The 25,096-nt window shown below is 72.7% G+C and carries 21 protein-coding genes; 11 read left to right on the top strand and 10 right to left on the bottom strand.

Translation table 11 applies throughout. From position 1 onward, the window contains the following. Nucleotides 1-2: 2 nt before the first annotated feature. The 5 genes from cutA to ACMXN5_RS37525 form a co-directional block, all read right to left on the bottom strand. Nucleotides 3-2,432 (bottom strand): aerobic carbon-monoxide dehydrogenase large subunit, encoded by a 2,430-nt coding sequence (cutA, locus tag ACMXN5_RS37545; protein WP_439679371.1) that lies wholly within the window; start codon nt 2,430-2,432, stop codon nt 3-5. After that, entirely contained in the window at nt 2,429-2,965 is a 537-nt protein-coding gene (locus ACMXN5_RS37540; protein WP_439679370.1) for a (2Fe-2S)-binding protein, read from the bottom strand. The genes cutA and ACMXN5_RS37540 overlap by 4 nt, the downstream gene beginning before the upstream one ends. Further along, nucleotides 2,962-3,879: an FAD binding domain-containing protein gene (locus ACMXN5_RS37535; protein ID WP_439679369.1), complete on the bottom strand. Its 918-nt coding sequence runs from the start codon at nt 3,877-3,879 to the stop codon at nt 2,962-2,964. The genes ACMXN5_RS37540 and ACMXN5_RS37535 overlap by 4 nt, the downstream gene beginning before the upstream one ends. A gap of 46 nt (nt 3,880-3,925) precedes the next feature. Then, nucleotides 3,926-5,389: a uracil-xanthine permease family protein gene (locus ACMXN5_RS37530; protein ID WP_126641861.1), complete on the bottom strand. Its 1,464-nt coding sequence runs from the start codon at nt 5,387-5,389 to the stop codon at nt 3,926-3,928. 259 nt (nt 5,390-5,648) lie between these two features. Further along, on the bottom strand, nt 5,649-7,319 hold the full coding sequence (locus ACMXN5_RS37525; RefSeq protein ID WP_439679368.1) for a PucR family transcriptional regulator: 1,671 nt from the start codon (nt 7,317-7,319) through the stop codon (nt 5,649-5,651). Nucleotides 7,320-7,590: 271 nt separating this feature from the next. Between ACMXN5_RS37525 and ACMXN5_RS37520 the strand changes: the two genes are divergently transcribed. The 3 genes from ACMXN5_RS37520 to ACMXN5_RS37510 are packed head-to-tail and all read left to right on the top strand — an operon-like array spanning nt 7,591 to nt 11,451. Next, entirely contained in the window at nt 7,591-8,583 is a 993-nt protein-coding gene (locus ACMXN5_RS37520) for a DUF2877 domain-containing protein (protein ID WP_439679367.1), read from the top strand. A 37-nt stretch (nt 8,584-8,620) separates the two neighbouring features. Further along, nucleotides 8,621-10,045, top strand: a complete 1,425-nt coding sequence (locus ACMXN5_RS37515; protein ID WP_439679365.1) for an FdrA family protein — start codon at nt 8,621-8,623, stop codon at nt 10,043-10,045. Next, nucleotides 10,042-11,451, top strand: coding sequence for a DUF1116 domain-containing protein (locus ACMXN5_RS37510; protein ID WP_439679364.1), 1,410 nt, complete (start codon nt 10,042-10,044; stop codon nt 11,449-11,451). The genes ACMXN5_RS37515 and ACMXN5_RS37510 overlap by 4 nt, the downstream gene beginning before the upstream one ends. 150 nt (nt 11,452-11,601) lie before the next feature. Here ACMXN5_RS37510 and ACMXN5_RS37505 read toward each other — a convergent pair whose 3' ends face one another. From ACMXN5_RS37505 to ACMXN5_RS37495, 3 genes are read right to left on the bottom strand one after another with little or no spacing between them, the layout of a single operon-like run. Beyond that, nucleotides 11,602-12,699: an XdhC family protein gene (locus ACMXN5_RS37505; RefSeq protein WP_439679363.1), complete on the bottom strand. Its 1,098-nt coding sequence runs from the start codon at nt 12,697-12,699 to the stop codon at nt 11,602-11,604. Nucleotides 12,700-12,705: 6 nt separating this feature from the next. Beyond that, nucleotides 12,706-13,875, bottom strand: a complete 1,170-nt coding sequence (locus tag ACMXN5_RS37500) for a vWA domain-containing protein (protein ID WP_439679362.1) — start codon at nt 13,873-13,875, stop codon at nt 12,706-12,708. 1 nt (nt 13,876) lies between these two features. After that, on the bottom strand, nt 13,877-14,779 hold the full coding sequence (locus ACMXN5_RS37495; protein WP_439679361.1) for an AAA family ATPase: 903 nt from the start codon (nt 14,777-14,779) through the stop codon (nt 13,877-13,879). A 299-nt stretch (nt 14,780-15,078) separates the two neighbouring features. Between ACMXN5_RS37495 and ACMXN5_RS37490 the strand changes: the two genes are divergently transcribed. Together ACMXN5_RS37490 and ACMXN5_RS37485 are read left to right on the top strand one after the other, a co-directional pair. Continuing rightward, a complete protein-coding gene (locus ACMXN5_RS37490; RefSeq protein ID WP_439679360.1) occupies nt 15,079-16,368 on the top strand; it encodes a sensor histidine kinase in 1,290 nt (429 codons plus the stop codon). 36 nt (nt 16,369-16,404) lie between these two features. Next, nucleotides 16,405-17,082, top strand: a complete 678-nt coding sequence (locus ACMXN5_RS37485) for a response regulator (RefSeq protein WP_380003859.1) — start codon at nt 16,405-16,407, stop codon at nt 17,080-17,082. Nucleotides 17,083-17,085: 3 nt separating this feature from the next. On the opposite strand, the gene ACMXN5_RS37480 is transcribed toward ACMXN5_RS37485, so the two are convergent. Next, a complete protein-coding gene (locus ACMXN5_RS37480; RefSeq protein WP_439679359.1) occupies nt 17,086-18,639 on the bottom strand; it encodes a nucleotidyl transferase AbiEii/AbiGii toxin family protein in 1,554 nt (517 codons plus the stop codon). Nucleotides 18,640-18,849: 210 nt separating this feature from the next. Between ACMXN5_RS37480 and ACMXN5_RS37475 the strand changes: the two genes are divergently transcribed. The 6 genes from ACMXN5_RS37475 to ACMXN5_RS37450 all read left to right on the top strand — a co-directional run bounded on the left by ACMXN5_RS37475 (nt 18,850) and on the right by ACMXN5_RS37450 (nt 23,727). Continuing rightward, nucleotides 18,850-20,196: a sensor histidine kinase gene (locus ACMXN5_RS37475; RefSeq protein WP_439679358.1), complete on the top strand. Its 1,347-nt coding sequence runs from the start codon at nt 18,850-18,852 to the stop codon at nt 20,194-20,196. Further along, complete coding sequence (locus ACMXN5_RS37470; protein WP_439679357.1) at nt 20,193-20,870, top strand: response regulator; 678 nt, start codon at nt 20,193-20,195, stop codon at nt 20,868-20,870. The genes ACMXN5_RS37475 and ACMXN5_RS37470 overlap by 4 nt, the downstream gene beginning before the upstream one ends. Nucleotides 20,871-20,974: 104 nt before the next feature. Continuing rightward, entirely contained in the window at nt 20,975-21,421 is a 447-nt protein-coding gene (locus tag ACMXN5_RS37465) for a nuclear transport factor 2 family protein (RefSeq protein WP_439679356.1), read from the top strand. A 57-nt stretch (nt 21,422-21,478) separates the two neighbouring features. Further along, nucleotides 21,479-21,958, top strand: coding sequence for an RrF2 family transcriptional regulator (locus ACMXN5_RS37460; RefSeq protein WP_439679355.1), 480 nt, complete (start codon nt 21,479-21,481; stop codon nt 21,956-21,958). Between the two features lie 97 nt (nt 21,959-22,055). Continuing rightward, nucleotides 22,056-23,279 carry an MFS transporter gene (locus tag ACMXN5_RS37455; RefSeq protein ID WP_439679354.1) on the top strand — a complete coding sequence of 408 codons (1,224 nt, stop codon included), beginning with the start codon at nt 22,056-22,058 and terminating at the stop codon, nt 23,277-23,279. Continuing rightward, complete coding sequence (locus tag ACMXN5_RS37450; protein WP_439679353.1) at nt 23,272-23,727, top strand: hypothetical protein; 456 nt, start codon at nt 23,272-23,274, stop codon at nt 23,725-23,727. Before ACMXN5_RS37455 ends, ACMXN5_RS37450 begins: the two co-directional genes overlap by 8 nt. Before the next feature lie 30 nt (nt 23,728-23,757). Here ACMXN5_RS37450 and ACMXN5_RS37445 read toward each other — a convergent pair whose 3' ends face one another. Then, nucleotides 23,758-25,014, bottom strand: coding sequence for a lipase family protein (locus ACMXN5_RS37445; protein ID WP_439679352.1), 1,257 nt, complete (start codon nt 25,012-25,014; stop codon nt 23,758-23,760). Nucleotides 25,015-25,096 lie beyond the last annotated feature (82 nt).

Below are 25,096 nucleotides of genomic sequence, written 5' to 3'. Positions count from 1 at the left end.
CCTTAACGGTGGGTGCCGGCGGCATGGTCGGCGCCCCGGCGCAGCGCCGAGATCTCGCCGGCGGCGAACCGCTTGCGCAGGTGGAAGAGTTCGGACGGCTGGATCGGCATCCGCGTGATCGGGAAGCCCTCGGCGTCCTCGATCGCGGACGCGAACACCGCCGCCGCGGGGATGACGCCCGCCTCGCCCGCGCCCTTGATGCCGAGCGGGTTGAGCGGGGAGGGCGTCTCCAGGTGGTCGATCTCGATCTTGGGGACCTCGCTGGCGTACGGCATCAGGAAGTCCATGAACGACGCGTTCACCAACTGCCCGTGCTCGTCGTACTCCATACGCTCGTACAGCGCGCCGCCCACGCCCTGGGCGACGCCGCCGTGCACCTGGCCCTCGACGATCATCGGGTTGATCAGGTGCCCGCAGTCGTGCACGACGCAGTAGCGCAGGATGCGGATCTCGGCGGTGTCGGGATCGGTCTCCACGATCACCGCGTGCATCCCGTTGGCGAACGTCGCGGTCGGCGGCGAGTAGTAGTCGCGCCCCTCCAGGCCCGGTTCGTCGTCCTCGGCCACCGGCGGCTTGGAGAAGTCGGCCTTGCCGGTCAGCTGGGTGGCCGCCTTGGACGCCTCGTCGAACGCGTAGCGCAGCGGGTTGGACAACACCGCCACGGTGCCCAGCGCGACCGACGCGCCGGGACTGCCCTTGACCCGTACGTGCCCGTCCACGATCTCCAGGTCGCGCGGGTCGGCCTCCAGCGCCTCGCCGGCGATCCGCAGCGCCTTGGCCTTGACGTTGCGCGCGGCCAGCGCGATGGCGTTGCCGCTCATCACCGCCGCGCGCGAGGCGAACGTGCCCACCGCGTAAGGGAATCGGCGGGTGTCGCCGGTGGTGACGGTGACGTCCTCGATCGGCACGCCCAGCTCGTCGGCGACGATCTGCGCGAACACCGTCTGGTGGCCCTGCCCCTGGCTGGTGAGGCCGGTGGCGACGACGACCTTGCCGGTGGTCTCGACCTGGACGTGGCCGCCCTCGTACGGGCCGACGCCGGTGCCCTCGACGTAGCACGCCACGCCGATGCCCACCCGGCGGCCCTCGGCGCGCGCCTGCGCCCGGTACGCCTCGAACTCGTCCCAGCCGACCAGCTTCTTCAGCGCCTCCAGCGAGCCGGGGAAGTCGCCCGAGTCGTAGATCAGCGGCCGGCCGTCCTGGAACAACAGCCCATGGTCGTACGGCATTTCGTCGGGCTGGATGAAATTGACCGCGCGCACCTCGGTGCGGTCCTTGCCCAGGTGGTCGGCGATCGCGTCCATCGCCCGCTCCATCGCGAACACGCCCTGGGGGCGGCCCGCGCCGCGATACGGCGTGACTATCACCGTGTTGGTGTACAGGCTGCGGAAGTCGACCCGGTACGCGCCGGGCTTGTACGGGCCGAGCAGCTGCGTCGAGGTGATGATCGGCACGATGATCCCGTACGGGGTGTACGCGCCGTTGTCGTGCAGGATCTCCACGTCCAGGCCGAGCAGTCGGCCGTCGTCGTCGAACCCGACCCGTACGGTCTGGAGTTGGCCGCGCTCGTGGGCGGCGGAGATGAAGTGTTCGCGGCGGTCCTCGGTCCACTTGACCTCGTGGTCGAGCAGCCGGGCCGCCCACGGGATCAGGATCTCCTCGGGCCACGGGTGCACGATCTTGACGCCGAAGCCGCCGCCCACGTCGGGGGTGACGCACTCGACCCGGTCCAGCGGGAGGTCCAACTTGGCCGCCACGGCGGCGCGGACACCTGTGGAGGTCTGGGTCGAGGTGTACACGCGCAGGCTCTCGTCGGCCGCGTCCCAGCGGGCGTAGACGCCCCGGCCCTCCATCGGCATGCACGCGCTGCGCTCGATGTCCAGCTTCAGTTCGAGCCGGTTGGGCGCTGCGGCGATCGCGGCCGGCGCGTCGCCGACCTCCTGGACCAGGTGCGCGGCGCAGTTGCCCGGCACGTCGTCGTGTACGAGGCGGTCCGCGCGGAACGCGTTCTCGATGCCGACCACCGGCGGCAGCGCCTCGTACTCGACGGTGATCCGCTCGCAGGCGTCCTCGGCGAGGTAGCGGTCGGTGGCCACCACCATCACCACGGCCTCGCCGACGTGGTTGACGAACTCCTTGGCCAGCGGGTACGCGGTGCGCCCGTGGGTGAGCGCGGGGTGCGGGATGAGCAGCGGCAGCGGCTCGGCGACCCGGCCGGCCAGGTCCTCGTAGGTGTAGATCGCGATCAGGCCGTCGACGTCGAGCGCGCCGGTGACGTCGATCCCGGTGATCTTGGCCCGCGCGTGCGGGCTGCGTACGAACGCGGCCTCGTAGGCGCCCTCGCCCAGGTCGTCGAGGTAGCGGCCGTTGCCGACCAACAGGCGCAGGTCCTCGGTGCGTTGCACCGGTGCGCCGAACATCTTGGTGGTCATCGGGCGTCCCCCTCGGCGTGCGCGCAGCCCTTGCGTTCCTCGGTGATCTCGGCTGCGCGCAGCACGGACTTGACGATGTTCTGGTAGCCGGTACAGCGGCACAGGTTGCCGGAGACCGCCTCGCGGGCCTCCTCCTCGGTGGGCGTCGGGTTCTCATCCAGGAAGGCGGAGACGACGGTGAGGAACCCGGGGGTGCAGAAGCCGCACTGGAGGCCGTGGCACTCGCGGAACGCCTGCTGTACGGGGTGCATGGTGCCGTCGGGCTCGGCGAGGCCCTCGACGGTGGTGATCTCATGGCCCTGGGCGCTGACCGCGAACATCAGGCAGGCGCGCATCGGCTTGCCGTCGATGCGCACGGTACACGCGCCGCACACGCCGTGTTCGCAGCCGACGTGGGTGCCGGTCAGGCCCAGGTCGTGGCGCAGGCAGTCGGAGAGCAGCCGGCGCGGGGTGACGGTGGTGGTGTGCAGTACGCCGTTCACGCTCAGCCGGATGTCGAGCCGCTGCTCGGTGGGGATCTGCGTCTCGGTCATCGGGGGCTCCGCTCGGTGCTGGTGGTGCCTGTCGTGCCGTTGGGGTCGACCAGGGCCGCGCGCTCTGTGGCGGTGCGCAGTGCCCGGACGGTGAGTACGCCCGCCAGTTGGGCGCGGTATTCGGCGGTGGCGTGGATGTCGCCCTCGGGCTCCAGGCTCCCGGCGGCCAGCGTCGCCGCGTCCTGCCACACGGCGGTGTCGGCGGTGCGGCCGATCAGCGCGTCGGTGAGGTCGAGCACGAGCGGGACGGGGGAGAGCGAGAGGTAGGCGGCGCGGGCCGAGACGATGCGCAGGTCGTCGTCGACGGTGACCGCCGCCGCGACCCCGCACATCGCGTAGTCGCCGTGCCGGCGGGCGATCTCGACGAACTCGGTGCCGGTGCGGCCCGGCAGGCGGGGGAAGTAGGCGGCGACGGCGAGTTCGCCCTCCTCGATGGACGCCTCGAGCGGGCCGACGAAGAAGTCCTCGGCGGCGACCGTGCGGGTCGAGCCCTTGCGGGCGAGCGTCATCGAGCCGCCGAGCAGGGCGAGTACGGCGGTCATCTCGCCGGAGGGGTCGGCGTGCGCGAGGCTGCCCACGGTGGTGCCGCGGTTGCGGATCACCGGGTGGGCGACCAGGCGCAGGCCCTGGCGCAGCAGTGGGACCGCCGCGTGTGCGGCCTCGTCCGCCTCGACCTCGGCGTGCCGGGCGAGCGCGCCCACCGCGACGCCGCCGGGGTCGGTGCGGATGTAGGCCAACTCGCTGAGCCCGTTGATGTCCACCAGGTGGGCCGGGGCGGCGAGTCTCATGTTGAGCATCGGGATCAGGCTTTGGCCGCCGGCGAGGACCTTTCCGTCGTGGCCGACCTCGGCGAGGGCGTCGAGGGCCTCGGCCAGGTCGGTCGGTGCGTGATATCGGAATGCCGGCGGCTTCACGTGTCGTCCCCTCCAGGTGGTGCGTGCGGTGGTGCGGGTGGGTGGGTCAGCTCTGCGGCGGCGGGGGCGCGGCACTGCTGCCGGCCAACGGCTTGCCGCCGGGCGGGTGTTCCTCCACGGTGCCCAGGGACAGCGCGGTACCGCCCTCGAGTTCGACGTCGGCGGGCGCCTTGGGGTCGCGCATGTGCGCGGGGGCCAGGGCGTGCAGGGCGTGGTAGACCACCAGGGTCACGATGGTCCCGAGCGCGATGCCCTCGATGACGAAGTCGTCGTTGAACTTGATCGCGACGCCGCCGATGCCGATGACCACGCCGGCCGCGACCGGGACGAGGTTGATCGGGTTGGCGAAGTCGACCTTGTTCTCGATCCAGATCTTGGCGCCGAGCAGGCCGATCATGCCGTAGAGCACGACGGTGATGCCGCCGAGCACCCCGCCCGGGGTGGCCGCGATCAGCGCGCCGAACTTCGGACACAGGCCGAACAGCACGGCGACGACTGCGGCGACGTAGTAGGCGGCCGTGGAGTAGACCCGGGTGGCGGCCATCACGCCGATGTTCTCGGCGTAGGTGGTGGTCGGCGAGCCGCCCACGGCGCTGGCCATCATGGTGCCGACACCGTCGGCGGTGATCGCCTTGCCCAGGCTGCCGTCCAGGTCGGCGCCGGTCATCTCGGAGACCGCCTTGACGTGGCCGGCGTTCTCCGCGATCAGCGCGATCACCGCGGGCAGTGCGACCAGGATCGCCGAGGTCTTGAAGTCCGGGGCGTGCGTGGAGGGCATGCCGAACCAGTCGGCCGAGGTGACGCCGGAGAAGTCGACCCGGTCGTGGGCGAACTCCTTGCCGTCGTGCTGTCCGGGCTGCACCGAGGTGATCTGGCCGAACCCCTTGTCGAACAGCCACGACAACACGTAGCCGAAGACGAGCCCGAGGAAGATCGCGATGCGCGACCAGAAGCCGCGCAGCAGCACGGTCATCGCGATCACCGCGGTCATCGTCAGGATCGCGATCCACTGGTCCTGCGGCCAGTAGGTCTTGGCCACCACGGGGGCCAGGTTGAAGCCGATCAGCAACACCACGGCGCCGGTGACCACCGGCGGCAGGGCCTTGTTGACCACTTCGGCGCCGAGCAGGTGGATCAGTACGCCCGCGAGCGCGAGTACGGCGCCGGCGACCAGGATCGCGCCGGTGACCGTCGCGCTGGAGCCGCCCGAGGCGCGGATCGTGGTGACCGCGCCGACGAACGCGGCGCTGGTGCCGAGGTAGCTGGGGATCTTCCCCTGCACGACGAGCAGGAAGACCACGGTGGCCAGACCCGACATCATGATCGCCAGGTTCGGGTCCAGGCCCATGATCACCGGGAAAACGAATGTCGCGCCGAACATCGCGACGATGTGCTGTGCTCCCAGACCGATGGTCCGACCCCACGAGAGCCGTTCGTCGGGGCGTACGACCTCACCCGGAGGTGGGGTGCTGCCGTCCCCGTAGAGCTTCCATCCCAAGCCGAGTGCCATGTTCAGCCGCCTTCCAGGCGTAGGGGGGTGCGAGGGCGATTCGTTGTCGCACGACCCGGCACGGTGAGCGCGATCCGGTGGAGTCCGCCGGTCTCGCCACGAGGTTGGGGGAAGGTTATGGACGGGTCCGTCACCGGGGCTTGGGTGATAGGTGACAGAGCTCGCCCGGTGGTGTTGTGGAATTCACCCAAGGTTTGTTGCCGTCGTGTGTCGGCGTATGGATGAACGACCAAGGCTTTCTCCGTACGTGCGCGCCGCGCTACAGCCCGCGCATGCGGCGCACCTGGAGCGCCAGCATGATGTTGAGCCGTAGATGCGAGTCGGTGGTGAACGCGCCGAGCAGTCGTTCCAGCTTGCCGATTCGATAGCGCAGCGTGTTGTAGTGGAAATGCAGGATCCGGGCCGTCTCGGCCACGTTCAGGTTGGTGTCCAGGAGCACCTCCAGGGTGGTGCGCAGATCGGTGGTCTCCTCGTCCTCGCGGCTCGCGAGTTCGCCGAGGGTCTCCCGCATGAAACTGGTCAGTTCGGCGGAGTCGGGGACCAGGCTGAGCAGCCGGTACACGCCCAGGCTGTCGAAGTCGGCGATGCCGCCCGGGCCGTGCATCTGGCGGCCGACCTTGGCCGCGCGGCGGGCCTGTTCGTACGCCTCGGGGAGCAGCGCCGGGTCGGTGACCACACGGCTGACCCCGGTGGAGAACGACCGGCGTCCACCGCCGCCGTCGCCGGAGACCTGGGTGACCATCTGGCGGACCGTCTCGCCGGGCGCGGTGCGCTGGGAGGCGCCCATCACGACCACCACCTCCTGGCTGTAGCCGACCACCGCCGCGCGCGAGTCGCGCTCGCGCACGACCATGCCCCAGGCGGTGGCGAACCGCTCGTGGGCGGGCCGTAGATCGTCGGAGTCGGGGTCGGGGCTCTCGCCCGGCTCCAGCTGGGCGACCACCACGATCAGCGGGCGGTCGATGGCCCAGCCGAGCGAGGCGCAGTGCCGCACGGTGTGCGCGGGATCGCCCGCCCGCCCGGCCAGCAGGTCGCGCATGAAGTCGCCCTGGTACTTGCTCTCCACGGCGGCGACCGCGAGGTCCTTGGTGATCACGAGGGCGGCGGTGGCCGCGGCCCGTTCGAGCACCTGGATGTCGCTCTCGTCCAGGGTACGACCGGCGGAGATCAGGACCACCCGACCATGGTCGAGGGCGCCGGCCAGGATCGGTACGAGCGCCACGCCGGTACCGGGATCCTCCAGGGCGCCGGCGCCGTGCTTGAAGCGCTCGACGCGGAAGCGTCCCGAGGCGTCGAACAGCGCGCGGCGCGCGGCGGGGGTCTGCTGCGCCGCCTCGCCGTCGTTGTGGGATTCGGAGGACGCCAGGAGCCGGCCGTCGGGGGTGGTGACCATGACGGTGCCGCCGAGCAGGCGGCTGAGCTCGTCCGTGATCGCTTCGAGGGCGCCGCCCGCGAGGACGACGCTGACCAGTGCGCGGTGCGCCTCCTCGGAGCGGGCCAGCACCGCGGCCTGCCGATTGAGGATGTCGGTGAGCACCTGGTTGAGGATGTCGTCGAAGGCGACGTCGTCGGGCAGCCGGATGATGGGCAGGCCGACCCGGTCGGCGGCGGCCAGCATGTCGGCGGGCAGCTCGTCGAGGTAGCGGCCGAGCTTGATGCCGACCGCGGCCAGCCGGCGCGATTCGAGCGCGGTGACCAGGTCGCACAGGGACTGCGGGGTCTCGCGCAGCGGGTATCCGGTGGTCAGGAGGAGTTCGTGCGGCTTGGTCCACGGCAGGATGTCCGGGACCTCCATCACGTTGAGTCGCTGCACGACGCGGTCCAGACCGCGCTCGCCGGCCATCAGCTCGGCGCCCGACAGGCTGGAGAGGCTGAGCACGTCGCGGACCGGGACGCCGCGAACGAGCGTGCCGGTACTCGCGGTTCGCACCCCGCCGGGGCCTCCGCCAGGGCTTGGCAGATTACGCGAATTAAGTGCGCCAAGGTTGGCAACTTGCTCCATTCGAGGACCATAGCCATTGGATTACGTTCACAACAGACATAGAGCCGGTCCGATTCAAATCGGTGCGGACAAGACGCCCCACCGGTGCACTCGTGCCTCCGGCGTCACGGGCACACCGTGTCCACGGGTGACTTCGTACCGTTTCCGACGTATACGGCAGCCGCTTCGCTTCGCATCGCTCGCACCGGGAGGCACGACCGTGGCAGACCCGGGAGAGGTGAACCGCGCGGTGGCATCGGTGGGCGTGCAAGCCGCGCCGGGCGCCGTGCCGCCGGTGGGCGCGGTGTCCGTGCCCGGGTCGGCGTCGACGGTGTTGCGGGCGGTGTTGGCGGGGCCCGAGCGGGCCGCTCGGGTGCTCGGGGTGTTTCCGGCCGCGCTGTACCTGGCCGATGTCGACTCCGGGGAGGTCGTGACGGTGTGTACGCACGACGCCGTGCGGCTGCCGAACGCCGTCGTGCTCGCCGCGCGGACCGGGCGGTCGCCGTTTCCGGCGTTGACCGGTTGCACCGACGCGCGGATCGGCGGGGGTGCGGTCGGGCTCGGGCCGCTGCGGGTGGACGTGGTGCGGTGGTGGACGCCGCCGCGACCGCCGGCACCCGGTGACGTGCGTACCCGCGCCCACGGTGTGACGACCCTGTGTGCCGCGCTGGACACCGCCGCCACCGGGCTGCCGGCCGGCGCCCGTGCCGATCTGGCCGAGCTGAGCCGGTACGCGTACTCCGACCCCGAACGGGCCGCCGGCGCCGCGCTGCGCCTGATCGGGCTCGGCCCCGGGCTGACCCCCAGCGGCGACGACGCGCTCTGCGGCTTCCTGCTCGCGCTGCGCCACCTCGACCCCGGCGCGGCCGGCGCCCGGCACGCGCACACCCTCGGCGCCCGCGTCGCCGCACACGCCCCGGGCCGCACCACCGACCTGTCCGCCGCGCTGCTCGGCCACGCCGCCCGCGGCGACGGCTGTACACAACTGATCGACCTGATCGGCGCGATGGGCCGCGACACCGACGTACTCCCGTGCCTGCGCCGCCTGCTGACGGTGGGTCACACCTCCGGCGCGGACCTCGCCCTCGGTGTACTCGCCGGCGCCGAGGCGATGCGCACGACACTCCCACACGCGAAACTCCCGCACCCGAAACTGCCGCACCCGAAACTCCCGTACCCCGAAGGAAGGAGCGCCCGTGAGCAGCGCGCTTGAGCTGCGCCGCGGAACATACCGAGACTCGGTCAGCCTGATGCAGGTGAGCCGATCGGTATCCGCGGTGGACGGGGTGACCAAGGCGCTCGTCGCCATGGCGACCGAACTCAACGTCGGCCTCTTGGCGGGCATGGGCTTCGAAACCCCCGACGGCGCCGGACCCAACGACCTGATCGTGGCGATCCGGGCCGAGGACGAGGACGCGCTGAGCCGCGCCAAGGCGGTCCTGGAGACGTCCCTGGAGCTGTCCACCGGCGGTGGCGGCGGGATCGGCTCGGCCGGCGGCGTGCCGCCGCGCACGATCCGCACCGCCGCCGCCTCCGGCACCGACGCCACCCTCGCGCTGATCTCGGTCCCCGGACCGCACGCCTTCGCCGAGGCCGTCGACGCCCTGGAAGCGGGCCTGGACGTGCTGATCTTCAGCGACAACGTGCCGGTCGAGCAGGAGATCCGGCTCAAGGACATGGGCCGCGAGCGCGGCCTGCTCGTGATGGGCCCGGACTGCGGCACCGCGCTGGTCGGCGGCGTCGGCCTGGGCTTCGCCAACACCGTGCGCGGCGGCCCGATCGGCATCGTGGCCGCCTCCGGCACCGGCTCGCAGGAACTCATGTGCCTGCTGCACGCGGCCGGCAGCGGCGTCAGCCACTGCCTCGGTGTGGGCGGGCGCGACCTGAGCGAGGCCGTCGGCGCCCGCTCCACGCTCCAGGCGCTGGCCATGCTGGACGCCGACCCGAACACCGAGCTGATCGTGGTGGTGTCCAAGCCGCCGGCCGACGCGGTCGCCGCCGAGGTCGAGCGTTTTGCCGCGACCCTGAGCACGCCGGTGCAGTTGGCCTTCCTCGGGCAGGGCCGGGACGACCTGACGGCCGCCGCCACCAAGGCGCTCGCCGCGATCGGCCACGCCGGCGTCGAGGACCGGGTGTGGCTGCCCGAGTCGCCGCGCACGCCGCGTACCGGCGCGCTGCGCGGGCTGTTCTGCGGCGGCACGTTGTGCGACGAGGCGATGATCATCGCCGCCGACCGGCTCGGACCGGTCGCGTCCAACATCCCGCTGCGGCCCGAGTGGGCGCTGCCGGCCGACATGCATGCGGCCGGCCACCTGATGATCGACTTCGGCGACGACGGCCTGACCGCGGGTCGCCCGCACCCGATGATCGACCCGAGCCTGCGTCTGGAACGCCTCGCCGAGGAACTGGCCGACCCGGCCGCCGCGGTGCTGCTCCTGGACGTCGTACTCGGCCACGGCGCACACGCCGACCCGGCCGCCGATCTGGCCGCGGTGTTGCGCACGGCCGGCCCCGACGCGCCCGTCGTACTGATCTCGCTGTGCGGAACCGACCTGGACCCGCAGGACCTGGAGGCCCAGGCCCGCACGCTGGCCGACGCCGGCGCCGAGGTCCACCTGTCCAATGCCGAGGCCGCCCGGCGCGCCGTGGCGATCGTAGAAGGGCTCGACGCGTGAGCGCTCCCAACCGTCTTCTCACCCAGGACCCGTCGGTGGTCGCGGTCGGCGCCGAACTGCTCGCCGACGCGCTCGCCGCGCAGGCCGTGCCCGTGACCGCCGTCGACTGGCGCCCGCCGCTGCCCGGCACCTCCGACGCGCTGGCCCGCGTGCTCGCCGACGCGCGGCGCGACGCGGCCAACAAGGTCGCGATCGAGCGGGTGTTGGCGTCGACCCCGCACCTGGTCGACGTCAAGCCGGCGAGCGAGGCACTGGGCCTGACGGCGGGTCAGTTCCGGCACGCGGGGCCGCCGATCGACTGGGCGCGGGCGTCCGGGCCGATGCGCGGCGCGCTGATCGGCGCGGTGCTCTTCGAGGGCTTGGCAGACACCCCCGAGGCGGCGGAGAAGTTCCTCGCCGACGGGCACGCCGAGCTGGACTCCTGCCACCACCACCACGCGGTGGGGCCGATGGCGGGCGTGGTCAGCCCGTCGATGTGGATGTTCGAGCTGGAGGACACCACGCACGGCACCCGCGCCTGGTGCTCGCTGAACGAGGGCCTGGGCAAGGTGCTGCGCTACGGCGCGTACGGGCCCGAGGTGATCGAGCGGCTGCAGTGGATGTCGGCGGTGCTCGGACCGCTGCTGCGCACCGCGGTGCGCGCGGGTGAGCCGATCGACATCCGCGCGATCATCGCGCAGATGCTCCAGATGGGCGACGAGGGCCACAACCGCAACCGCGCGGGCACGCTCATGCTGCTGCGCGAACTGCTGCCCAGCATGGTCGACAGCGGCGCGCCGACCAGGGACATCGCCGAGGCGGCGCGCTTCGTCGGCGGCAACGACCACTTCTTCCTGAACCTGGACATGCCGGCGTGCAAGCTGGCCATGGACGCGGGCCGGGACGTACCGGGCTCCTCGCTCGTGGTGGCGATGGCCCGCAACGGCACCGACTTCGGCATCCAGGTCTCCGGCACCGGCGACCGCTGGTACACCGGCCCGGCCGAGGTGCCGGACGGCCTGTACCTGGGCGCCTACGGCCCCGACGACGCCAACCCGGACATCGGCGACTCGGCGATCACCGAGACGGCCGGCATCGGCGGCTTCGCGATGGCGGCGGCACCGGCGATCGTGCGCTTCATCGGCGGCGAGGTCGACGACGCACTGGCCGCGACGCGGCGGATGTACGAGATCACGCTGGCGGAGAACCCGGCCTACCAGATCCCGGTCCTCGACTTCCGCGGCACACCCACGGGCATCGACGTCACCAAGGTCGTCCGCACCGGCATCCTGCCCCAGATCAACACCGGCATCGCCGGCAAGGTGGCCGGCACCGGCCAGGTCGGCGCCGGCCTGGTAACCCCCCCGGCGGCCTGCTTCACCGCAGCCATCGAGGCATTGTCGGAAGCGGCCCCACCGCTCGTCTGACCCGACCCGAATCAGGGCCCGCCCCGCCGACTCCGGCGCGGCGGGCCCTGTTTGTCGGCGCAGTGGCGACCCGAGACGCCTGAGCCGCCGGTGCCACTTCGTCGAACACCCTCCGCGGCGGGTGGGAGGCGGTGGGGTGGTCGCCCGGGGTCAGCGGTGGATGCGGCCTGTGGTGAGGGACAAGGGGCGGGTGGTGCCGCCGTGGTGGGATTGGATGATCTCGGCCAGTACCGCGATGGCGGTTTCCTGGGGGGTGCGGGCGCCCAAGTCGAGGCCGATGGGGGAGTGCAGGCGCTCCAGTTCCGCCTCGGTCATCCCCGCCTCGCGCAGTCGCAGCAGTCGGTCCTCGTGGGCGCGGCGGCTGCCCATCGCGCCGACGTAGCCGACCGGCATCCGCAACGCCCGGACCAGGACCGGTACATCGAACTTCGGGTCGTGGGTGAGGACGCAGATCGCCGTGCGCGCGTCGACCCGGGTGTCCGCCAGGTAGCGGTCCGGCCAGTCCACGACCAACTCGTCCACACCGGGGAAGCGGTCCGCGGTGGCGAACACCGGCCGGGCATCGCACACGGTCACCCGGAACCCGGCGAACGCGCCCGCCCGGGCCACGGCCACCGCGTAGTCGTTGGAGCCGAACACCAGCAGGCGCGGACGCGGCACGTGGGAGCGGACGAAGACCACCTCGTCCTGCCGCACCCCCAGCGCCTGGACCGGGACCAGCGCGTCGCCGTCCGAGCCGGCCAGCGTGGTGCGGTCGGCGTCCAGCATCGCGCGTATGGAAGCCGTCCGCGGCGAGTCCGCGTCGCCCTCGTCCGGGCCGACCAGCACCCGCGTGCCGAGTCGTTCCGGCGTGGGGGTGGAGACCACCGTCGCCACCGCGATCGGGCGGCCCTCGCGCAGCGCGGCGATCAGCTCGGGGAATTCCGGGAAGCGGCTGGGGTCGACCGGCTCGACGTATACCTCCAGGGTGCCGCCGCAGGTCAGGCCCACCATGAGCGCGTCGTCGTCGCTGATCCCGTAGGCCGCGGTGCGCGGTCGGCCGTCCTCGACGACCTCCAGCGCCAGCTCGTACACCGCCCCCTCGACGCACCCGCCCGACACGCTCCCCAGCGCCACACCGTCGGCGGAGACGGCCATCACCGCACCGGCGTCGCGCGGCGCGCTGCGCAGTGTGGACACCACCGTGGCCAGGGCGAAGGTGCGTCCGGTCCGGTACCACGCCTCGAGGTGGTCAAGCAGTTCACGCACGGCCGATCACCGGGCCCCTCGCTCGTCGACCAGCAGTGCACACAGTTCCTCCAGGGCGGCCAGGCTGTGCCCGGCGACAAAGTCGTCAACGTACGGGAGGGCCGCGGCCATACCCGCCGCAAGGGGTTGATACCCATCCCGGGCCCGGTGCGGATTGACCCAGATCACCCGATGCGCGAGCCGATGCAGTCGGGCCATGGCCACCGCCAGCGGCTCGGGATCGCCGCGTTCCCAGCCGTCGGAGGCGATCACCACGACGGCGCCCCGGGCCACGCCCCGCCGGCCCCAGTGGGTCAGGAACGTGTGCAACTGGTCGCCGAGCCGGGTGCCGCCGCTGAAATCGGGCACCACGGCAGACGCGGCGGCCAGCGCCCGGTCCGGGTCCGTGTGGCCCAACTCGCGACTGATCCGGGTCAGCCGTGTGCCGACGGTGAACACCTCGGTGCCCCGACGACGGCGCACCGCGGCGTGGCCGAGCCGCAGCAGCGCGTCCGCGTACGGCGCCATCGAGCCGCTGACGTCCAGGAGCAGCACCAGGCGGCGCGGTCGCACCGTGCGTTCGGCCCGGTGCAGCCGGTCCAACTCGCCGGTGCGCAGCGCGGCCCGCACGGTGCGGGTGCGGTCGATCCGGCCGTGTCGGGCCGGACGCCGGCGCCGGGTGCGGCGGGTGGGCGCGGCCGGGCGCAGCAGCGCGAGCAGTCGGCGCAGTTCGGCGCGCGCGGCCGGGTCGAGCGAGGCGATGTCGCGCCGGCGCAGGATCTCGGTCCGGTCCGCGGCGGCCACCCGCGCCTCCCCGTCCCCTTCCTCGTCCCGCGGCGGGGCGGAGGCGGTGTCCGGCACACCCACCGCGCGCTCGACGTCCACGCGCGGCCGGCGGCGGCCCGGCACGGGCTGTTCGGCACCGAAGTACGCGGCGAACGCGGCGTCGTAGCGGGCCAGTTCCTGCGGCGCCGAGCACAGCGCGAGCCGCCCGGCCCAGTAGGTGTCCTCGCGCCGATCGGCGCCCAGTTCGGCGGCGGCGGCCAGGAACACCCGTACCCGCTCGGGGTCCGCCGCGACCCCGGCGGCCCGCACCGTGCGGGCGAACCCGACCAGGACCTCCACCCCGTCCCGGCGGGTCGGCGCGTTCGCCGCGGCGCGCAGCGTGGCGGCGTCCAGGGGGCTGCGCGCGCTCATCTCAGCCGCCCACCGCGAGCAGCCGGTCGAACCCGGCCGCCCGTACGCTCTCCAGGTCCTCGCGGTGCTTGAGCACCGCGCCCAGGGTGCGGGCGGCGGCCTCCGGGTCCAGTTCGCGCACGCCCAGCACGAGCAGCGCGCCCGCCCAGTCCAGGGTCTCCGCGACGCCGGGCGGCTTGACCAGGTCGGCCGCGCGCAGCCGGCCCACCGCGCGCACCACGTCCTCGGCGAGCCGCGTGCTCACCTCGGGCAGTCGGCGGCGCACGATGGCCACCTCGCGGGCGTGGTCGGGGTGGTCCAGCCAGTGGTAGAGGCAGCGCCGCTTGAGCGCGTCGTGCAGTTCGCGGGTGCGGTTGGAGGTGAGGACCACCAGCGGCGGCACCGGCGCGGCGATCCGCCCCAACTCGGGCACCGTCACCGCGAAATCGGACAGCACTTCGAGCAGGAACGCGTCGAACTCGTCGTCGGCCCGGTCCACCTCGTCCACGAGCAGCACCGCCGGCGACGCCTCGATCGCCGACAGCACCGGCCGCGAGATCAGATAGCGCCGGTCGTACAGCCCGGCCTCCAGCGTCGCGGCGTCGCTCTCCCCCGCCGCGCCGGCCGCCCGCAGGTGCAACATCTGGCGCGGGAAGTCCCAGTCGTAGAGCGCCTGCGAGGCGTCCAGTCCCTCGTAGCACTGGAGCCGGAACAGCGGTACGGCGAACGCCTGCGCGAGGGCCTGGGCGAGTGCGGTCTTGCCCACGCCGGGCTCGCCCTCGACCAGCAGCGGGCGGCCCATCCGCAGCGCGAGATACGCGGCGGTACCGACACCGTCCCCGGCCAGGTAGTCCACGCCGTCCAGGCGCGCGGCCACCGCGTCCGGCCCGTCGACGTCCTCGCCGCCCCACCATGCCTGCGCCACGCCCACACCTTTCGCCACACCCGTAACGCCCGGGCGGGGGGCACTCGGCGTCGCCCCGCCCGAACGATCGGTGTTCAGTACACGCTGTACCGGCCGCACTCTCGACGGCAACATGTGCCAAAGAGCGGCCCGATCCCTGTCATCCTTACCTGCCCGAATCGGACCGTGCCGACGCGGATCCCGCCGCTGCCGTCCCCGGGGCCTCCCGGGACCCCGTCCCCGACCTACAACCAGCGCGGTATGCACACCTGGACCGCCGGTTTGACGACACGCCGTCAACCGCGGGCTACGCTGCGCCGATGCGGGCCCGAGCGGTGTGGAAGAGGCTGTCCGCCGGCGTGTCTCCGCGAGCCGTGGACATAACGCCGGCGGTGGCCGACATGGTGGTCAGCCTGCTCCTGGCACGCGAGGACCCGACCGGGAACTGGCGGCATACCGACACGTTCGGTTTCGTCCTGATCGTCCTGATCAATCTCCCCCTCCTGGTCCGCCGGCGTGCCCCCGTCGCCGTGCTGTTCGTGATGCTCGCGCTCCAGATCTGGTTCATCGCCCTGGGTTACTGGCCGGTGGTGAACTCCCTCGGTTCGCTGCTCGCGCTGTACACCGTCGCCTCCCAGCGGCCCGTGCGGATCGCGGCGGTGGCGATCGCCGCCGTGGGCGCCGTCTGGATCTACGCCGGCCTCGCCGCCGACGGCGGCTCGATGGTCACCGTCGTCGCACAGATCCTGACCGTTCCGCCGGTCGTCTGCTGGTTCGGCACGGCCGCCCGCCGACTGGGCGAACGCAACGCGCAGTTGGCGCTGTTGACCGCCAAACTGGCCCGCGAACAGGAGGCGCGGGCGCGGCGCGCGGTCACCGACGAGCGGGTGCGCATCGCGCGCGAACTGCACGACGTGGTCGCCCACCACGTCTCGGTGATCTCGGTACAGGCCGGGCTGGCCGAGTACGTGATCACCTCCGATCCGCCCACCGCCCAGGCGGCGTTGCACACCATCGGGGAGACCACCCGCGAGGCGCTGGACGAGATGCGCCGGATGTTGCTGCTGCTGCGCGCCGACCCCGAGGACATGGACGCCGCGCCCGTGCCCGGCCCGGACCGGCCCGCCGCCGACGACACCATGGACCCGGCGCCCGGCCTGGCCCGCCTCGACGACGTGGTGCGCCGGATCCGGGCGGCGGGGGTGGCGGTGGCCATCCGACGGGTCGGCATCGCCCGTCCGCTCTCGTCCGGCGTCGAGTTGTGCGCGTACCGGATCGTCCAGGAGGCACTGACCAACGTGCTCAAACACGCCCGCACCGCACGGGTGGAACTGACGGTGGAGTATGAACCCACCCGACTGCGCATAGCGGTGTGCGACGACGGTGGGGAACCCGACTCCGACGCGACCCCACAGACCCGGAATTCGGGCAGAATCGGGGGCGCGTCCGGACACGGCCTGATCGGCATGTCCGAGCGCGCCAGGCTCTACGGCGGGACGTTCTCCGCCGGACCGCGCCCGGAAGGAGGGTTCGAGGTCGGCCTCGTCCTGCCCATCCCGGCCGAGCCCGGCACGTCGGGCGGCAAGGTCGGGGGCGCGGGCGACACCTAGATCGCCTCGGGCCGACGTGACGGAAGGAACGACGGGGTGACCAAGGTACTTGTGGTGGACGACCAGGTCCTGATCCGGGCGGGACTGGCCGCCCTGTTACGCGCGGCCCCGGGCATCGATGTGGTGGGCGAGGCGTCCGACGGGGCCGAGGCCGTGGACATGGCGGCGAAGCTGCGACCCGAACTGATCCTGATGGACATCCGGATGCCCGGGGTGAGCGGCGTGGTCGCCACGGAACGCATCCTGGCCGCCGCCGAGGGCAACCCGCCCCGGATCGTCATGCTGACCACCTTCGACCTGGACGAGTACGTCTACGCCGCACTGCGCGCCGGCGCCTCCGGGTTCCTGCTCAAGGAGATCGGCCCGCAACGACTGCTCGCCGCGATCGACGCGGTGATGGCCGGCGACATGCTCTTCGCGCCCAGCGTCACCCGGCGACTGATCGAGACGTACGTGGCCGCCGCGCCCACCTCGCCGGACGCCGACGTGCCGCCGGCCCTGGACGCGCTGACCGGACGGGAGTTGGAGGTGCTGCGCCTGGTCGGCAAGGGCCTGGCCAACACCGAGATCGCCGGCACGCTCGTGGTCACGGAGTCCACCGTCAAGACCCACTTCAACCGGGCGCTGGCCAAGCTGAACCTGTCCAGCCGGGCGCAGGCGGTGGTGTTGGCGTACGAGACGGGGTTGGTCACGCCCGGGGGCCGGCGGTCCTGAGGCTCACGCGTCCTCGTCGCCTTCGGTCGTCGCCGACGCCGGCTCGGCGAGTCGCGCGAGTTTCGCCAAGACCTCCGGGTCGAGCGCGGCGGCGATCGGGCGGCTGCCACGGGCGGACAATTCGGCGAACCAGCCCTGGAAGTACGCACGCACCGCGTCGGCCTGCGCGGCGGTGTACCCGAGTCGGCGGAAGTCCGCGTCCTCGCGCTCGGTGACGTGCTTGAACCCGGTCAGGAAGTCCTCGGCGCGCAGTTCGGGGTCGTAGGCCAGGGCCAGTTCGAGCAGCCGCCCGGTGTCGTAGCCGGCGGAGAGCGCGAACACGTCGAAGGCGTCCCGGAGTTCGGCCCGCGACCCCAGGGTGACCACCTTCGCGGCGGCGAGGTCGTCGGGATGCAGCACGGGAACGTCGTCCACCACGACCGGCTCGTGCCGACGCGGTCCGACGTACAGGCTCACCGGGATCGCCCGCTTGGCGTCCGGCGCCCGGACGTTCAGCCGGACCCGGGTCTTGCCGGCCGCCTTTCCGTCGACGCCCACGCCGGACCCCGCCTCGGTCAACGCGGCCACGATCGCGGCCCGCGCGGCCCCGAGCCGCTTGCCGTCACGCGCGGCCAGGGCGAGGTCGACGGTGTCACCGTCCCGCTCCACGAGCCCGTGCCGCGCCAGCCCCCGACTGCCGCCCAGGGCAACCCCGAAGGGCTCGCCGGCGGTTGCGGCGATGCGGATGATCTGCTCTTCGGGGCTGTGCGGCACGATGTCGAATCCTCGCGTTTCGGGATTCACAGCGTACGCGGAGACGGGTGCGGGGGCTGCCGGCGCCGGGGTCGCGCCGACCGGCGATCGCCACGATCGGGTTGCGGCCCGGCTCCGGAGGGCCAGGGCGCCGCCGAGGAGGGCGCCGGTGAGGCAGGCGGTCACATGGCCGATTTCGGTGACGCTCGCGTGGGTGATGCCCTCCGGCCAGGAGAGCGCGTTCCATGCCAGGAGGGTGATCGCCGGGGCGCGGGTCGGCCATCGTCGGCCGGTCAAGGCCACCGCTGCCAGCGCTGCCATCACCAGGTAGGACGGGCCGACGTCGGGCATGTTGCGCAGGTTGGGCGGGGTGTGGTGGAGGGCGATTCGGGTGGCGAGCAGGCCTTGGCCGATTGCCGTGCCCACCACGTGTCCCGTGGCTGCGATCAGGGCGGCTCGGCGGTTGCCGAAGCGGTCGGTCAGTGCGGTCAGGGCGAGGGCGGTGACGGCAAGGCGCGACCAGCGTTCGGGTTCGAGTACGAATGCCGAGGCGGCCAGTGACTCGATCGGTCGGCCGCGGAGGTTGGTGAGGTTGGTCGAGGCCCAGTCGACCAGTGCGGCGCGGCTCCCCGGCCCGAGCACCCAGGTTTGCACGGCCGTGACCACGCCTGCGGCCAACAGGTAGGCGATCGGCAGCGGTAGGGCGCGCGACCACCGGCCCACCGCGCGACGGAACCGACCGGCGGTCCGCGTCGGCTCGCGGACGGGCACGGAGGCCGGGGCCTCGGCGCGGTACGGGTGCTCGGTCGAGACGATCGGGATCACTTCCTCTCGCTGGGGAAGTCGGTGGGATGGCGGTGCGGGTTCGGCCTCTCGAACCTCGCAGTTCGCCGGGCCCGGGCGCGTCCGGCGGGCGACAGACCACGGCGGGTCTGTCGTGCGGGGGATGGCGGGGCACGACTACGACCTGAGGACGATGCGAAGGGTGGCCCGGAGACAGAAGTCACGTCCTGCTCGCGCCCGTAGCGTCGATACGTGAACTCGACGACGCCGCAGGCGTACACCCCGAAGCAGGGTCCGCGGCGCCGGCTGCTCGTGGCCGTGGACGTGGCGATCGCCGGCGCGCTGGGCGTGGTGCTGTCGCTGGGTGTCTCCACGCTGACGTGGCATGGATGCCTGCCCGTGCCGGTGGTGTTCGTGACGATCTGGCTCTTCGCGGGGGCGTTCGTGCTGCGCCGGTTCGCGCCGCTCGCCGCGATGGTCGCCACGTCCGTGCTGCTGCCGCCGCTGATGGCGACACCGTGGTTCCTGGCGGTGTGGATGCTCGCGGTCCTGGTCGCCTACGGGGCACAGGCTCGCTCGCGGCGGATGGCGGCACTCGTGCTGGGAGGCTCCCTGCTGGGCGAGTTGTCGTCCTGCCTGGTGATGCAGGAGCTTTCGGGCCGACCGATGATCGGCTTTCAGATCGTCATCGTGCAGTTCGCCGCGTGGGTCTCCGGGTGGGCGGCGGCCAGAGGCCGCGCGCACAACGAGGGCCTGCGCCGCCAGGCGGAGGAGCGGGCGGCGGCTCAGGTGGCTCGGGCACGCCGCGCGGTCACCGAGGAACGACTGGACATCGCACGCGAGTTGCACGACGTGGTGGCGCACAGCCTGAGCGTCATCGCGGTGCAGTCCGGCGTCGGGAACCATGTCATTCACACCCGGCCGGCCCAGGCCGCCGCCGCGTTGGCGGCGATCGAGGAGGTCAGCCGGTCGGCGCTGGTCGAACTGCGGTCACTGGTGGGGCTGCTCCGGGACGGCGACGCGGCGGAGTACTCGCCCGGTGCGCTGGCCGACCTGGAGGGGCTGCTCGCGCGCAGCGCCCAGGCCGGGGTACGGGTCGACGCCACGGTGAGCGGTGGCCTCGACGAACTGCCGCACGGGCTGAACCGGGCGGCGTATCGGATCGTGCAGGAGGCGCTGACCAACGTGGCCAAACACGCGGGGACCGACCGGGCCCGGTTGACGGTGTCGGTCGACGACGCCGGGATCGGGATCGAGGTCGTCGACGACGGGGTGGGTCGGATGGAGGCGGGGCAAGCCGAGCCGGCGTCGGTGGCTTCGGCTGCTTCGCATGGATCGGCGACCTCGAAGGGGACGGGGGCCACGCCGGCGACTGCCCCCAACGGCTCGGCAATGCGCGGGAGTTCGGCCGGGGAGTGGGATCATCCGTCCGGCCACGGGCTGATCGGCATGCGCGAGCGGGCCGCCCTATACGGTGGTCGGGTGAGCGTCGGGCCGCGTGCCGAGGGTGGCTTCCGGGTCGCGGCATGGTTGCCGGTGCCGGAGGAACAGCCCGTGTACGCAGGCACGTTCGGCACGGGTGAGACGGGGGCGGCGTGACGATTCGGGTGTTCGTCGCCGACGACGAGAGTCTGGTGCGCGCGGGATTCGGTGTACTGATCGACTCCGACCCGGAGTTGACCGTGATCGGCGAGGCCGGCAACGGGCGCGAGGCGGTGCGGCTGATCCGGGAGAGCCGTCCCGACGTGGTGTTGATGGATGTGCGGATGCCGCTGCTCGACGGCATCGAGGCGACCCGCGAGGTGATGGCCGACGGCGGCTCCGACGGGCCTCGGGTGCTGATCCTGACCACGTTCGGGCTGGACGAGTACGCGTTCGGCGCGTTGCGCGCGGGTGCGAGCGGATTCCTGCTCAAGGACACCCGCCCGGCCGAACTGCTGGCCGCGATCCGGGTGATCGCCGCCGGCGAGGCGCTGTTGGCGCCGCCCGTGACGCGGCGGCTGATCGAGGAGTTCGTCAGCCGCCCCGCCGTCCGGCGGCAACCGCTCGCGAGCCTGGAGAGTGTCACCGACCGCGAGCGTGAGGTGCTGTACCTGATCGCCACCGGCCTCTCCAATGCCGAGATCGCCGCGCGGTTGTTCCTCGCGGTCGGCACGGTCAAGACACACGTCAGCCGACTGCTGACCAAGCTGGGCGCGCGGGATCGGGCTCAACTGGTCATCGCCGCCTACGAGAACGGGCTGACGGGTGGTTCGGCGAAGGCCCGGGCGTGAGCGCACGGCGGCGGGGGACGCGTCGGGCCCGGTGCGGCGGAGGTGCGGTGCGCGGTTTCCCGATTGGCGTTGACGCCGACGTCAACGTCTAGCGTCGGGACCCCGTGCGGGACGACGGCGACGAGGGAGCGGGCGCGATGGCCGGGACGAGTGGTGTGGACGCGCACGACGGGCGCGAGGTGGTCGGGGCGGATCTGGCCTTCTTCGACGCACTGGTCCGGGCGGACGGGGATGCGCTGGGCGGCCTGCTGGCCGACGACTTCGTGCTGGTGGACGTCATGGCCGGGTCGGTGATCCCGAAGGCCGATCTGGTTCCGCTGATCGCGTCGCGGCGGCTGGAGTTCGAGGCGATCGGGGCGGACGGGGAGGAGCCGAGCGTGCGGTTCTTCGACGCGACGGCGATCGTGATCGGGCGTACCCGGATGTCCGGCCGCTTCGAGGGGGAGGCGTTCGAGTCGCGCAGCCGCTACACCCACGTCTTCGTCACCGATCCCGCCGGGCGAGGCGGCGGGTGGACGCTGGTCAGCGCGCAGGGCACCCGGATGGAGTGACCGCGACGCAAGGGGCGAGCCGGCGGTCGGTGAATCGGGACGTGTAGTATCCCGATCATGCGGATGGGCGAAGGGGTCGAGTGGGGGTTGCACTGCTGTTTGGTGCTGGCCTGGCTCGAGGACGAGGGGCCGGTGTCGACCGCGACGCTGGCCGCCTGGTTCGAACTGCCGCCCGCCTACCTCAAGAAGCGCCTCCAGGCATTGGTTCGGGCGGACATCCTGACCTCCAGTGCCGGGGCGCGCGGCGGGTTCCTGCTCGCGCGGCGGCCGGAGGCGATCACCCTGCTGGACGTGGTCGTGGCGGTCGAGGGGCCCGACGAACTCTTCCGGTGCGCCGAGATCCGGCGCCGGGGGGACGGTGTGGACCCGGCGGCGGCCGAATTCCGGGTCGATTGCGGGGTGAGCACGCTGATGCGGCAGGCCGAACTCGCCTACCGGCGCGAGTTGGCCGGGCGTACGATCGCCGACGCGCTCGCGGCGGCCCCGCCGGCGGCGGCCGAGCGGGCGCGGCGCAGGTATGCCCGGATGGGTGGCTGAGCGGGCGGGGCCGGGTCCGGTTCCTGTTTGTCTTTCTTCACGGCATGAATCGGGATGTTTGATATCCCGATTCCTCGTTTTCATCGGGAGGCGCCACATGTTCGAGATCTCGACCGTTCTCGTGTTGGCTCTGGGCACCTTCGCGGTCGGTACGGACGCCTTCGTGGTCGCCGGGTTCCTGCCCGCGATGGCGAACTCGCTGGACGTGTCGGAGAACGCGGCCGGGCAGTCGGTGACCGTGTTCGCGGTGGCCTATGCGCTTGCCGCGCCGGTGTCGGCCACGCTGACTGCTCGGCTGCCCCGCCGCGGGTTGTTGATCGGGGCCCTGCTGGTGCTGGCCGCGGCCAATCTCGGTTCGGCGCTGGCGCCGAACCTGCCCGTGCTGATCCTCACGCGCGTGGGCGCGGCCGTGGGCGCGGCGGCCTTCACCCCCAACGCGGGTGCGGTCGGCGCGGCGCTGGTGCGGCCCGAACTGCGCGGGCGGGCGCTGGCGGTGGTGATCGGCGGGCTCACCGTGGCGACCGCGCTCGGGGTACCGCTCGGCACCCTGATCGGCCGACTCGCCACGTGGCGGATCGCGCTCGGCGCGGTCGCGGGGCTGTGCCTGGCGATCGCCGTCGCGGTCCGGGTGGTCATGCCCGCGCTGCCCGGCACCGAGCGGGTGCCGCTGCGGGCACGACTGGCGGTGTTGCGCCGACCCGGCGTGCTGAGCGTGCTGCCGCTGACCGTCCTGGGCATGACCGCCGCCTACACCGCATACGCGTACAGCGCGCCCGCGTTGGCGGCGGTCGGGGTGACCGGTTCGGCGGTGGCCTGGATGCTGGTCCTGTACGGCGCGGGCGCGGTGCTCGGCAACCTGTGGTCGGGGCAGGCCACCGACCGACGGGGCCCGACGCGGGTGCTCGCGGTGACCTATCCCGTGATGGCCGCGGCACTGGCGCTGCTCGCGGGGCCGGCGGCGGGCGACCCGCCCCGGGCGGTCGTCGGCGCGCTGCTGTTCGGGTGGGGCGCCGCCTCCTGGGCGCAAACCCCCGCGCAACAGCACCGCCTGATCGAGGCCGCGCCCCAGGAGGTCCCGCTGGTGGTCTCGTTGAACTCGTCCGCCATATACCTGGGCATCGCGCTCGGCACCGGCATCGGCGGCCTCGCGCTGGACCAGGGCGGCACGGCGGCGATGTACGGGGCGGGTGCCGCAATCGCGGTGGCGGCCTGGCTGTTCCTGCTCGCCACGACCCGCCGACGCGATTCGGTGCGGATCTCGGGATCGGGGAAACGGTCTGCGGCCGGTGGGGGTGCCCGTCACAATGTGATTCATGAGTGAGTGGGGAATCGCGCTGCTCGCGGCCGGGTCGGCGCTCGCCGGTGGCCTGATCACCGGCTGGTTCGCCCGCGGTGCCGGGATGCGTCAGGCCGACGCGGCACGGCACGCGGGCGACCGGCAGGCCGATGCCCTCCTGGAGACCGTCCGCACCACGCTGGACGAACAGCGCGCGGAGCGACTGACGGACGTTCGCCGCCAGACCTACCTGCGCTTCCTCGAAGCGGCCGAGTCGGTGATCCTGACCCGCCGCACCAACAGCGGCGGTCACGACGACCTGCCCGCGTTGCAACGGGCGTTCGGCGCACTCCAGTTGGAGGGGCCGGTCGAAGTGACCGACGCGGCCCGCGCGTTCGTCACCGAGCTGCGCCGCAACGGCCCCCTCGACGATCTGGAGCAGTTGCGCGTGGCCCTGCTGTCCGCCGCGCAGGCCGCCCTGGTCCGGCGCTGAACCCGCCGTCGCCGGAGCGGCCGAGCCGAGCTACATGTGGTCGGCGAACCACGCCAGGATGCGCGGCGCCGAGCCGATCCCGGACGGAAAGTGCCCGATGTCACCGAGATCATCCACCCGGACGTCGGTGCCGTGTGCGCTCAGCGTACGGGCGCAACTCTCGGTGTTGGCGAACGGCACCTCCCGGTCACCCCGGGCGCCGAAGAGCACGACGGGCACACGCGGGCGCCACGCACAGGTCGTGTCGTTCTCGCGCATCGCGGCGCGGAAGCGGCCGGCGGCCGCGTTGCGGCCGGCCAGGAACTCCGCCTGGAACAGCGCCTCTCGACGGTCGGGCAGCCCGGCCAGGATCTGTGCCTCGGTATGCCGCCCGTCGAACAGCCGTAGCACGGTGTCCACTTGGTCCGGCAGGAAGATCTCCTCGGGGTGCCGGTACAGGGGGCGCGCCGTATTCCAGCCCAGGACCAGATAGCTCAGCGCGAGATTGACCGCGCGCGCGTCGCCGGTGGTGCCCATGGCGGCCGGCAACATCACGCCCTCCAGGTCGTAGGGCCCGCTCGCCGGGGCCAGCCCGCCCAGGTTCAGCCGTGGATCGGCGCCCGCGTCCAGGGCCTTGGCCAACGCCATCGCGGCGTGCCCGCCCTGGGAGAACCCGGTGACCAGGACCCGCGCGTCGAGCCGGACACCCTCGCGCCGGGCCGCTTCGCGCGCCGCACGCAGCAGGTCGACGGACGCCGATGCCTCGGACGCGGCATGGTCGTAGGGGTGCCGGCCCGGACCCATTCCGAGGCCGAGGTAGTCCGGCGCCACGGTGAAGTAGCCCGCGCCCGCGTAGAAGAGCGGGAACGCCCGGTTGTCGTCCGCCCGTTCCCCGGACGGCGCGCCGACCTTCTCGACCGTGGTCCCGTGCTCGAACGCGAGCACCCGCTGCGTCCGAGGCCCACCCCGGGGCACCGCGACCAGGCCACTGGCCACGGTCGGCCGCCCGGCCGCGTCGATCGTGCGGTAGACCACGACATAGGTGACCACGCCGTATTCGGCCGCCGGCGCGTCCAGGTCGTACGGCGACAACTGCTCGCGGACCCGGTCCCGATCGAGGACGTCCACGCGGCGTACCGAGACGACGCTGCCCCGCCCGTAGGCGGGAGCCCGCTCGGCGTCGGCCCGACTCACGGCGGCCGTCCGGCTCCCGGCGCGTGCCCCGTCGGTCCCGTCGCCCCGGCCGGCCGCATGCGCCGGCACGGCGCCGTTCGTGAGCAACAGCAGCAGCGCCGCGCCGGCCGGCACGGCGACGGCCCGACCCCATCGGCGCCGGCGGCTCGTCGACGTCCCCGCTCCGGTGCGGGCATCTACGTGAACTCGCTTTGTA

This window comes from Embleya australiensis (assembly GCF_051903075.1).
Taxonomy (GTDB): Bacteria; Actinomycetota; Actinomycetes; order Streptomycetales; family Streptomycetaceae; genus Embleya.
The sequence above is the reverse complement of the archived record's forward strand: the minus strand, read 5'-3'. Positions and strand labels throughout refer to the sequence as shown.